The organism is Actinoplanes couchii (genome assembly GCF_016862075.1).
Lineage (GTDB): Bacteria > Actinomycetota > Actinomycetes > Mycobacteriales > Micromonosporaceae > Actinoplanes > Actinoplanes couchii.
The window spans coordinates 22,939-34,325 of record NZ_BOMG01000023.1; the positions used below are offsets into that span (position 1 = coordinate 22,939).

The window sequence follows — 11,387 nt, forward strand, 5'->3', positions numbered from 1 at the left end:
GCGCCGGACGGATGCCTCCCCGGACGGACGCGCGTGACCCCGGCGGACGGCCACTCTGGAGGACATCACCAGGGTGGACGTCACGACGGCGGACGACGTGACGGACCCGGAGCCAGAGGAGCACACCATGCCGATCACGACGACGACCCGTCTGCGCACCTCCGACGCCGAGCGGGAGCAGGTCGCCGAGATCCTGCGGGCCGCCACCGCCGAGGGCCGGCTGGACCTGAACGAGGGCGAGGAGCGGCTGGCCGCCGCGTACGCCGCGAAGTTCGCCGACGAACTGTCGGTGCTCACCCGGGATCTGCCGGGCGGTGGCCGGCAGGCGCTGGCCCGGACGCCACAGGCCCTCGCCGAGAAACGCCGCGCGCTGTCCCGGCATGCGAGTTTCCTCCTGATCGCGGCCGGTGTCCTGACCGGACTGTGGGTGCTCTCCGGCGCCACCTTCTTCTGGCCGGTGTTCCCGATCGCGTTCCTGGTCATCGGCTTCGTCAAGCACATGCGGTACGGCCGATGGCGCCCCGGGTACACGTTCGGCCACGGTCACCGGCACTGATCGATGGACTGTCGGGTGGCCGACCCCACGCGCGACACGCTCCCACAGACGTTGATCTTCATCCCGGGCTCTGCGACAGTTGCCGAGTTTTGTTCGGGGAGGGACAACGCAGATGATGGGTCCGTCGCACGCGCTCTCGGGGTCGGCCGCCTGGCTGGCCGGCAGTTGGGCGCTGTACCAGTTCGCCAACGTGAGCCAGTCGCCGCTGGAGGTGGCGGTCGGCACGGCGATCTGTGCGGGTGGCGCGCTCCTTCCCGACCTGGACATGTCCGGCAAGGTGACGAAGAACCAGGGTGGCGCGACGGTCGCCCGGACGTTCGGGGTGGCGTCGCTGTTCGTGGCCGAGGTGGTGGAGAAGTTCTCCCTCGGCGTCTACACGGCCACCAAGCTGAGCAAGGATCCGCGGCGCAACAACGGGCACCGCACGTTCACCCACACCCTCCCGTTCTGCTTCCTGATCGGCTGGGGCACGACCACGCTCGCGGCGAAGTACGGCGAGTGGGCGGTGGTCGCCATCGTCTTCATCATGTCCGGTCTGGCGCTGCGCGGCCTGTTCGACAAGTGGGCGGAGCGGGCCGGCTGGGTGATCGTGACCCTGGCGTCGGCGGTGATCGCCTGGTTCACCGCCGCGAACCTGTCCGGTGACCGCGGTTATCCGCTGCTGGGCATGGCCGTCGGCGTCGGCTGTTTCGTGCACATCCTCGGCGACATGATCACCAAGAACGGTGTGCCGATCCTCTGGCCGATCCCGATCAAACGTCGCATGTGGATGATGGTCGGCATCCCGAACAGCATGGCCGTGAAGGTCGGCGGCAAGGTCGAGGTGGTCGTCCTGCGCACCGCCTTCACGGTGATCTCACTGCTGTCGATCGCCGGCCTGTTCATCCCCAGCGTGCTGGAGAGACTGAACTCGGAGTTCTTCAAGTCCTAAGGCTTGAGGACGACCTTGATACAGCCGTCGTCCTTCTTCTTGAACATGTCGTAGGCGGCCGGCGCCTCCTCCAACGGAACGGTGTGGGTGACCAGGTCATCCACACCCAGCGGGTCGTCGAGCCCGGTCAGCAACGGCATGATCTCGTCGACCCAGCGCTTCACGTGCGCCTGCCCCATCCGCAGCGTGACACCCTTGTCGAAGAGATCCATCATCGGGAACGGGTCGGCGTTGCCCCCGTACACGCCGATGATCGAGATCGTGCCGGCCCGCCGGACCGCGCCGAACGCCGTCTCCAGGGCGGCCATCCGGTCCACCCCGATGGTCTCGGTGGCCTTACGGGCGAGCGGGTCGGGCAACATCCCGGCGACCTTCATCGCGGCCGACTGCACCGGCGATCCGTGCGCCTCCATGCCGACGGCCTCGATCACCCGGTCGGCGCCACGGCCCCGGGTCAGTTCCCGCACGGCCTCCGGGACATCCTTCACCGTACGCATGTCGATGGTCTGAATGCCGTTGCGCTCCGCCATCGCGAGTCGTTCCGGGACGTTGTCGACGGCGATGACCCGCTCGGCGCCGAGGTGCCGGGCGATCCGGGCCGACATCTGCCCGATCGGCCCGAGCCCGGTGACGAGAACGGTGTCACCGGGCTCGACGTCGGCGTACTTCACCGCCTGCCATGATGTGGTGAGCACGTCGGAGAGGAACAGGTAGCGTTCGTCGGGATGGCCGGCCGGCACCCGGATCGGCCCGAAGTGGGCCTGTGGCACCCGCAGGTACTCGGCCTGCCCACCCGGCACCTGGCCGTACAGCTTCGTGTAGCCGAACAGTGAGGCCCCGGTGCCCTGGGACTTCGTCTGCGTGGTCTCGCACTGGGCGTAGAAGCCGCGCGAGCACATCCAGCAGTGACCGCACGAGATGTTGAACGGCACCACCACCCGGTCGCCGGGACGAATGTGGGTGACTTCGGGTCCGACCTCCTCGACGATTCCCATCGGCTCGTGCCCCAGGATGTCGCCTTTTTCGAGATACATGCCGAGTACGTCGTACAGATGCAGATCCGACCCGCAGATCGCCGTCGACGTGACCTTGATGATCGCGTCGGTCGGCTCCTCGATCTTCGGATCCGGGACCGTCTCCACCGAAACCTTGCCGGTGCCCTGCCAGGTGAGTGCGCGCATACGTTCGCGGATGCCCGGAGGACGGCCGCTGAAACGACCCGCCGGGGCCGCTGGCGGACCGCTTCCCGGACGTGACCGCTCGGGTCGGCGTCGAGCGCGGCCGGCACCTCGCCCGGCTCCGGCATCAGGTGCCGGTGGTGGCGACCCGATGCCGGACCGGTCACCGACGGTGGCCGGGCCACTGAGGACAGCGGCCCGCACGGCACCGTCCGGATCCCGGGCCGGGGCCCGGATCCGCGGCTCGACACGCGGATCGTCGTCGGCGACCTCGGCGAGCGCCTTGCCCGCCCGCGCCCGCTTCCGGGCGTCGTGGTCGCGCGCGTCGAGGTGACGAGCGAGCTCAGCGGTCAGATCTGGTAGGCGAGGTTGGGGCGCAGCCAGCGCTCCACCTCGTCGACCGGGACGCCCCGGCGTACCGCGTAGTCCTCGATCTGGTCCTTGCCGAGCCGGCCGACGGTGAAGTACTTGGCCTCCGGGTGCGCGAAGATCAGGCCGCTGACCGCGGCGGCCGGCATCATCGCGAACGACTCGGTCAGGTGCACCCCGATCGCGGACGTGCCGAGCAGCTCGAACAGGTCACGCTTCTCGCTGTGGTCCGGGCAGGCCGGGTAGCCGAGGGCCGGCCGGATGCCCCGGTACCGTTCGGCGTGCAGGTCGGCCAGGACCGGCTTGGCGTCCGGCTCGAACCACTCCCGGCGGGCCTTGAGGTGCAGATATTCGGCGAACGCTTCGGCCAGCCGGTCAGCCAGCGCCTTGACCATGATGGCCCGGTAGTCGTCGTGCTCGGCCTCCCACTTGGCGGCCAGCTTGTCGGCGCCGTGGATGGCCACCGCGAACCCGCCCAGGTGGTCGCCCGCGCCGACGGGCGCGATGTAGTCGGCGAGGCACCGGTTGGCACGCCCGGCCGGTTTCTCGGTCTGCTGCCGCAGCATCGGGAACGATCCGCCGCCGTCCAGCACGATGTCGTCGCCGTCGGAGTGCGCCGGCCAGAACCCGTAGACGCCACGCGCCTGGAACGAGCCCTCGGCGATGATCTGGTCCAGCATCGTGTTGGCGTCGTCGAACAGCTCCCGGGCGACCGGCTGGTCCAGGATCGCCGGGTACTTGCCCTTGAGCTCCCACGCCAGGAACAGGAACTGCCAGTCGATCATGGCGCGCAGTTCGGCGATGGTGGGCGCGACCTCGCGTACGCCGGTGAACGAGGGTCGGGGGATTTCGCTGAAGTCGACGGTCTCCCGGTTGGCCCGCGCCGCCGCCACGCTCAGCAGCGGGGTGGCGTGCCGCTGCTCGTGCTGGATCCGCAGGCGCTCCTGGTCGGCCCGGTTGGACTCGTCGAGCTTCTTCGCGCGCTCCGGGTCGAGCAGGTCGGAGACCACACCGACGACCCGGGAGGCGTCCAGCACGTGCACGGTCGGCGACTCGTACGCGGGCGCGATCCGGACCGCCGTGTGCTGCTTGGAGGTCGTCGCCCCGCCGATCAGCAGCGGGATGGTCAGGCCGCGACGCTGCATCTCGGCGCCGACCGCGACCATCTCGTCCAGCGACGGGGTGATCAGCCCGGACAGCCCGATCGCGTCGGCGCCCTCGGCGATCGCGGTGTCCAGGATCTTCGCCGCCGGGACCATCACGCCCAGGTCGACGACGTCGTAGTTGTTGCAGCCGAGGACCACGCCGACGATGTTCTTGCCGATGTCGTGGACGTCGCCCTTGACCGTGGCGAGGACGACCTTGCCCTGGCCGCGACCGCCGGCGGCCTCCTTCTCGTCCTCCATGTACGGCAGCAGGTAGGCGACCGACCGCTTCATCACGCGGGCGCTCTTGACCACCTGCGGCAGGAACATCTTGCCGGAGCCGAACAGGTCGCCGACGACGCTCATGCCGTCCATCAGCGGGCCCTCGATGACGTCCAGCGGCCGGGGCAGGGTCTGCCGGGCCTCCTCGGTGTCCGCCTCGATGAAGTCGACGATGCCGTGCACCAGGGCGTGGCTGAGCCGCTTCTCGACCGGGGCATCCCGCCAGGACAGGTCGACCTCGCGCTTGGCGCCCGAGCCGGTGACCGTGGACGCGAACGTGACCAGCCGGTCGGTGGCGTCCTCACGCCGGTCGAAGATCACGTCCTCGACGAGTTCGAGCAGGTCGGCGGGGATGTCCTGGTAGACCGCGAGCTGGCCGGCGTTGACGATGCCCATGTCCAGGCCGGCCTTGACCGCATAGAACAGGAACGCCGAGTGCATCGCCTCGCGGACGATGTCGTTGCCCCGGAAGGCGAAGGACAGGTTCGAGATGCCGCCGCTGGTACGGGCCCCGGGGCAGCGCTCCTTGATCAGCGGGAGGGCGTCGATGAAGTTCTTCGCGTACCCGTTGTGCTCGGCGATGCCGGTGGCGACCGCGAGCACGTTCGGGTCGAAGATGATGTCGGTCGGGTCGAACCCGTCCTCGACGAGCAGGTCGTAGGCCCGCCCGCAGATCGCCACCTTGCGCTCGGTGGTGTCGGCCTGGCCCTGCTCGTCGAAGGCCATCACCACGGCCCCGGCGCCGAACGCCCGGATCTGCCGGGCGTGCTCCAGGAAGACCTCGGGGCCCTCCTTCAGGCTGATCGAGTTGACCACGCCCTTGCCCTGGACACATTTCAGGCCGGCTTCGAGTACGGACCACTTCGAGCTGTCGATCATGATCGGGATCCGGGCCACCTCGGGCTCGGTCGCGATCAGGTTCAGGAACGTGACCATCGCCTGCTCGCTGTCGAGCAGGTCGGCGTCCATGTTCACGTCGAGCAGGTTGGCGCCGCCGCGGACCTGCTCCAGGGCCACGTCGACGGCGGCCTGGTGGTCGTCGGCCTCGATCAGGCGGCGGAACTTGGCCGAGCCGGTGACGTTGGTCCGCTCACCGATCATCACGAAGCCGGTGTCCGGGCCGATCGCGAACGGCTCCAGGCCGCTGAACCGGGTGGTCGGCGCGGGCGGCGCGATCACCCGCGGGGCGGCGCCCCGGACCGACTCGGCGATCGCCGCGATGTGCGCCGGGGTGGTGCCGCAGCAACCGCCGACGATGTTGACCAGCCCGTCCGCGGCGAACCCGGCGAGCAGCTCACCGGTCTCGGCGGGCAGCTGGTCGTAGCCGCCGAACGCGTTGGGCAGACCGGCGTTCGGGTGGGCGGCGACGAAGGTGTCGGAGAACCGGGCCAGGTCGGCCACGTGCGGGCGGGCCTCGGCCGCGCCCAGCGCGCAGTTCACCCCGACGACGAGCGGTTTCGCCCGCTCCACCGAGCGCCAGAAGGCCTCCACGGTCTGGCCGGACAGGGTGCGGCCGGACAGGTCGACGATCGTCACCGAGATCCACAGCGGGATCTCCGGCGCCACCTCCCGGGCCGCCGCGATCGCCGCCTTGGCGTTCAACGTGTCGAAGATGGTCTCGATCATGAAGAGGTCGACGCCGCCCTCGGCCAGAGCCGACATCTGCTCCGCGTAGGTGGCCTTGACCTGGTCGTAGGTGACCGCGCGGTACGCCGGGTCCTCGACCTTCGGCGACAGCGACAGCGTCACGTTCAGCGGGCCGACCGACCCGGCCACGAACCGCGGCCGCCCGTCCCGCGCGGTCGCCTCCTCGGCGGCCTGCCGGGCCAGCCGGGCGCCCTGCACGTTCATGTCCCGCACCAGGTGCTCCAGGCCGTAGTCGGCCTGCGCGATCCCGGTCGCGGTGAACGTGTTGGTGGTGGTGACGTCGGCGCCGGCCGCGAGGTACTGCCGGTGGACGTCGAGGATCACGTCCGGCCGGGTCAGGATCAGCAGGTCGGGGTCGCCGGTGACGTCCTTCGGATGATCATCGGGGATCAGATCACCGCGATAGTCGGCCGGGGCGAGCTTGGCACCCTGGAGCATCGTGCCCCAGGCCCCGTCGAGGACCAGGACCCGCTCGGCCAGCAGGTCACGCAACTGGGTGACGGAATCGGTCATGGGCACACCTCCGAGTGAAGTCGGAGGCGCCCTTGCTCAGGGTGTTTCAGCGGCCGAGCGTGACGGGTCGCCCCGCTGCAGCGCCTCTCGGCCGTGAAACCACGATACCCACTTCCTCATTTCGCGTCGGCGTACGCACCAACCACTGAGACGTCCAGAGGAAACCGGACCGTGGTGTCGCCGAACAGCAGCCGTCCCGCCGATACCGCGCTCGCGTTCACCGCCTCGACCACCGCCTCGGCCTGCTCCGCCGGACAGTGCACCACCACCTCGTCGTGCACGAACAGGACGAGTTCGGCAGCGGTTCCGGCCAGCGCGGTCCGCAGCGTGGCGAGCAGCACCAGGGCCCACTCGGCGGCTGTGGCCTGAATCACGAAGTTGCGGGTGAAGCGCCCCCGGGCCCGGCCCGGCGGGGGTGCCACCTCGTCCGGCGGGTCCAGACCGGCGTCCCGCAGCGCCGACGACGACGGCGGGCAGGTGCGGCCCAGCCAGGACCGGACCAGGCCACCCGCCTCACCGGTACGGGCGGCGGCCTCCACGTACTCGAAGGCGGTCGGGTAGTGCCGCCGCAACACCGCCAGGGCCGGGGCCGCGTCCCCACCGGTCTGGCCGTACATCGCGCTGATCAGCGAGATCTTCGCCTTGCCACGGTCGCCGTCGAACGAGTCGGTGGCCAGCGCCGCGTAGAGGTCACCCTCGGCGGCGGCCCGCGCCAGCCGGGTGTCCCCGGAGACCGCGGCCAGCACCCGGGGCTCCAGCTGACCGGCGTCGGCGACCACGAACACCCAGCCCGGATCGGCGATCACCCCGCGGCGCACCACCTTCGGCACCTGCAGGGCCCCGCCGCCGCGGGCCGCCCAGCGCCCGGAGACCACACCACCGGGCACGTACTCCGGGCGGAACCGGCCGTCCCGGACCCAGGCGGCACACCAGGCCCAGCCGTGCGCCGTCCAGATCCGGTACAACTCCTTGAACTCCAGCAACGGCCGCACCGCCGGGTGATCCACCTTCCGGAGCACCCAGGCCCTGGTGTTGGGCACGTCATGACCTGCCCGGCGGAAGGCGCGGACCACCTCGGCGGGCGAGTCCGGGTGCAGGCCCTGGGTGCCGAAAGCGGCGTTGACCTCGGCAGCGAGCTCGGCCAGCCGGCGCGGCGGCCCGACCGGCTGCGGCGGCCCCAGCAGCTCCCGCAGCAGCTCGTCGTGCACGTCGGCACGCCACGGCAGCCCGGCCCGGCTCATCTCCACGGCGACCAGTGCCCCGGCCGACTCGGCCGCCACGAGCATCCGGAACCGCCCCGGATGCTCGACCTCGCGGATCCGGCGGGCCTGGTCCTCGTAAACGGTGATCAGGTCGTCGATCTCGACCGTGCCGGCCACCGGGGCCGCCTCGAAGAGCGCCACCTGGGCCAGGCCGGGCGGTTCGGTCTCGGGGCGCGGCCGGTCGGCCGGCACCGGAAGACCGCGCAGCCGCGCCAGGGCGGCGGCGACCGAGCGCGGTTCACCCCAACGCCCGGCCGACCCGGACAGCAGCGCCTCGGTCAGCTCCAGGTCGTGACAGCGCGCGACCCGCACTCCGGCCCGCAGCAGCGCCGGGTAGACGTCGGCGGTGCTGCTCCACACCCACCGCGGCTGATCGACGGCCTCCCGCTCGGCGACCGCGGCGGCCAGATCACCGGCATGCCGAGACGGACCGCCCGAGGTCAGGTCCGTCAGGACCCCTCCGCGGCCGTCGGGATCGGGAACGACCGCAACCAGCACAGGGACATCTTCACCCGGGGGTGTGACATAGCCGCGGAGGCACGACCCGATCGGCCACTTCACCGCGTCAATTGCAAATGGCCACCTGCCAGCACAACCACCCACAGGTGTGCTGGCAAGCATTAATGTTGGGGGTTTGCCAACAGAGGCCCCTGATTCGAAGGACGATGGGGAGACGGATTACTCTGACCCTCGCTCTCCGGGGAGTGAACAAGATCACAGCCTGACTGTTCATGGGCAGAGCACCGCCCCATCACCGAGGAAAGTGGACCGACGTTCGATGACCACGCAGCCGCGTGCCACCTATATCGAGACCACCATGGTCTCCCTGGCTGGCTACAGCCTCAGCGACCTCCGCTCGGACCAGAGCCGGGAGCTCGCCGACGCGGTGCGCCAGGTGCTGGGTCAGGTGTCCCGCCCGCGTGCGAACCTCGGTGGCAGCGGCCCTCCCGGCCGCGCCGACTGACCGCTTTCGCCCACGAAGCACCACCCCGGCACCGCTCGACGAGGAGCATCGAACGCCCGTGGACACCAAGGACGCCGACACCGCCGGGCCGCAACGGATCCGGCTCTCCGACGACGCCTTCCACCAGCTCGCGGCGGGCCGCGGCGGACCGGAGGTGATCCGCCGGCTCCAGGAGGGCCAGCGGAGCCGGCGTCTGGTGATGTTGCGGGCGCTGCTCGAGGCCGCTACCGGAGCGCCGGCGGCGGCCGGCCCGCTGCCGGCGGTGCGGGAGGCGTGGGACGCGCTGGAGGCCGTCCAGCGGAGTTCCCCCGGGGCCGTCGACGCCGTCCTGGCGCATCCGCAGATCGGCAGCTGGCTGTCGCACGCGCTCCGGCGGCATCACCGCGGGGACGACACCGGCGCCCCGGCCTGGACCGATTTCGGCCAGTTGAACGCCCTCGTGCTCGCCACCGCCGCCATCGCCGGGCTGGACCACCGCACCGTGGTCCCGCTGCGGGACGGCAGTGTGCTGATCCCCCGGTTCGGCATGGCCGTCTTCGACGGGTGCGAGCGCTGGGACACCGCGGAGGCCTGGGTCGAGGACGGCCGGATCCGCCTGCGCCACGGCGGAACCACCGTCGAGGTCCCGCACAGCGGTGACGCCGCGGGCTGGATGGCGCTCCGGACGGCCACCGCCCGGGCCGGCGATCTGACCCTGGCTGTCTACGTCGACGACCTGGACCCGTGGCGGGACCTGGCCGAGCCGGTCCGCCCGGCACGCCTCGGCGAGCACGAGTTCGGCGCCTGGACGCGACTGCTGCAGGACGCCTGGGCCATCCTGGTGAGCCACCACCGGCCGGTGGCCGAGGCCCTGGCCACCGGGTTCACCTCCCTGGTGCCGCTGCCGGCCGGAGACGGCTGGGACACCCGCAGCGCGTCGACGGGTGACGCCTTCGGCGCCATCATGTGCTCCCCGCCCCCGGACCCGGTGACCCTCGCGGTGTCGCTGGCCCACGAGTGGCGGCACATCGCCCTGGGCGGTCTGATGCATCTCGTCCCGCTCACCGAGGGGCCCGGCGAGCCCTGCCTGTACGCGCCGTGGCGGGACGATCCACGGCCCGCCGGCGGTTTACTGCAGGGGATCTATGCCTTTCACGGCATCGCCGCGTTCTGGCGGACCCAGCGGCTCGCTCCCGGCGGTGCGAACCCACAGCTGGACGATTTCGAGTACGCCTACAGCCGGGAACAGACCCGGGAGGCGATCGCCATCGCCCTGGCCGACGGCAACCTGACCGGGCGCGGCCGTGACTTCGTCCACCGGATGGCCGCCACCATGGACGACTGGGCCGACGACGATCTCGATCCGGAGGCGGCGGAGCTGGCCCGGCTGGTCGCCGACGCGCACCGGGCCGGCTGGCGCATCCGGCACCGTCGCCCCAGCGACCGCACGGTCACCGCGCTGGCGACGGCATGGCAGGACCGGGCCGCACCCGCGGTGGCGCCGGCCGCCGGCACCGTTCTCCCCGACCCTGCCATGCGGCACTGGTCCGGGCCACGGCTGGGGCTGGCCCGGCGCCGGCTGGTGGCGCCGGAGAAGTACTGGCAGGCCCGGGACACGAGCTGGGGAGCCGATCTCAGCGAGGCCGACCTGCGCCTGTTCGCGGGCGAACCCGACGAGGCCGCCCGCGGCTACCGGGCGGAGCTGGCCGGCGATCCGGCGGCGGACGACGCCTGGACCGGGCTCGGTCTGGCCCTGCAGCGCACCGGTGACACCCGCACCGGCAGGGTCCTGCTGGAACACCCGGATCTGGTGGCGGCCCTGCACCACGATCTGGCCGGAGCGGCCGATCCCGTCGAGATCGCCGGGTGGCTCACCGCATTCCGGGAAAAGTAACCATCCGCTGTCGATCTCCATCCGCGAATTGATCGGTGATACTGAGATTCCGCTGCACGCGGCAACTCCGTTCATTTGACCATCGCGGATGGAGCTGAGCATGTGGATGCCTTGATCGCTGAATACGAACGGCTCAAAGAAGAGCAGACCCAGCGCATCGGCACGCGCGACAATCTCATCTATGCCACGCTGGCCTCGATCGCGGCGATCTGCGCCGGCGCCCTGCAGACCGGAATCGACGACCTCCTGCTCACCATCGCGCCCTGCTGTGTGGTCCTGGGCTGGACATACCTGGTCAACGACGAGAAGATCTCGTCGATCGGCAGGTACATCCGCACTGATCTGAGCCCTCGCCTGTCCGCGGTGACCCATTCCGATCACCAGTTGTTCGGCTGGGATTCCTGTCATCGCGACGATCGCCGGCGACACACCCGCAAGGTCATTCAACTCGGCGTCGATCTTCTGGTGTTCTGCATTCCGGCATTTACCGGAATCGCTTTACGCATCTTGCGCGACGACGTGTCACTCTGGGCAGCAGGAGTGCTGACAACCGAGATTACGCTGGTTTTGATTCTCGCTTTCCAGATCGTCACCACCGCCGATCTGAACCGGAGATGATGGAGCAGGCCGATGCCCGCAGTGAAACCGAGCAGGGTGACGGTCGGCA

General features: G+C 70.5%; 8 protein-coding genes. 5 read left to right on the forward strand and 3 right to left on the reverse strand.

The window, feature by feature from the left end:
- Positions 1 to 127: 127 nt before the first annotated feature.
- Together Aco03nite_RS05210 and Aco03nite_RS05215 are read left to right on the forward strand one after the other, a co-directional pair.
- Complete coding sequence (locus Aco03nite_RS05210) at positions 128 to 556, forward strand: DUF1707 SHOCT-like domain-containing protein (RefSeq protein WP_203793558.1); 429 nt, start codon at positions 128 to 130, stop codon at positions 554 to 556.
- A gap of 112 nt (positions 557 to 668) precedes the next feature.
- Positions 669 to 1,487, forward strand: coding sequence for a metal-dependent hydrolase (locus tag Aco03nite_RS05215; RefSeq protein ID WP_203793560.1), 819 nt, complete (start codon positions 669 to 671; stop codon positions 1,485 to 1,487).
- Here Aco03nite_RS05215 and Aco03nite_RS05220 read toward each other — a convergent pair.
- The 3 genes from Aco03nite_RS05220 to Aco03nite_RS05230 form a co-directional block, all read right to left on the reverse strand.
- A complete protein-coding gene (locus Aco03nite_RS05220) occupies positions 1,484 to 2,668 on the reverse strand; it encodes a zinc-dependent alcohol dehydrogenase (protein WP_203793562.1) in 1,185 nt (394 codons plus the stop codon). The two genes, Aco03nite_RS05215 and Aco03nite_RS05220, sit on opposite strands and share 4 nt — an antisense overlap.
- Positions 2,669 to 3,015: 347 nt before the next feature.
- The gene (gene metH, locus Aco03nite_RS05225) at positions 3,016 to 6,621 is read right to left on the reverse strand and encodes a methionine synthase (RefSeq protein WP_203793570.1); all 3,606 of its coding nucleotides are present in this window, start codon (positions 6,619 to 6,621) and stop codon (positions 3,016 to 3,018) included.
- Between the two features lie 116 nt (positions 6,622 to 6,737).
- On the reverse strand, positions 6,738 to 8,381 hold the full coding sequence (locus Aco03nite_RS05230; protein ID WP_203793571.1) for a bifunctional 3'-5' exonuclease/DNA polymerase: 1,644 nt from the start codon (positions 8,379 to 8,381) through the stop codon (positions 6,738 to 6,740).
- Between the two features lie 319 nt (positions 8,382 to 8,700).
- Between Aco03nite_RS05230 and Aco03nite_RS05235 the strand changes: the two genes are divergently transcribed.
- The 3 genes from Aco03nite_RS05235 (at position 8,701) to Aco03nite_RS05245 (ending at position 11,338) form a co-directional block, all read left to right on the forward strand.
- Positions 8,701 to 8,847 (forward strand): hypothetical protein, encoded by a 147-nt coding sequence (locus Aco03nite_RS05235; RefSeq protein WP_203793573.1) that lies wholly within the window; start codon positions 8,701 to 8,703, stop codon positions 8,845 to 8,847.
- A gap of 58 nt (positions 8,848 to 8,905) precedes the next feature.
- A complete protein-coding gene (locus Aco03nite_RS05240; protein ID WP_203793579.1) occupies positions 8,906 to 10,720 on the forward strand; it encodes an HEXXH motif domain-containing protein in 1,815 nt (604 codons plus the stop codon).
- 102 nt (positions 10,721 to 10,822) lie between these two features.
- Positions 10,823 to 11,338: a hypothetical protein gene (locus Aco03nite_RS05245; RefSeq protein WP_203793598.1), complete on the forward strand. Its 516-nt coding sequence runs from the start codon at positions 10,823 to 10,825 to the stop codon at positions 11,336 to 11,338.
- The last annotated feature ends 49 nt before the right edge of the window (positions 11,339 to 11,387 follow it).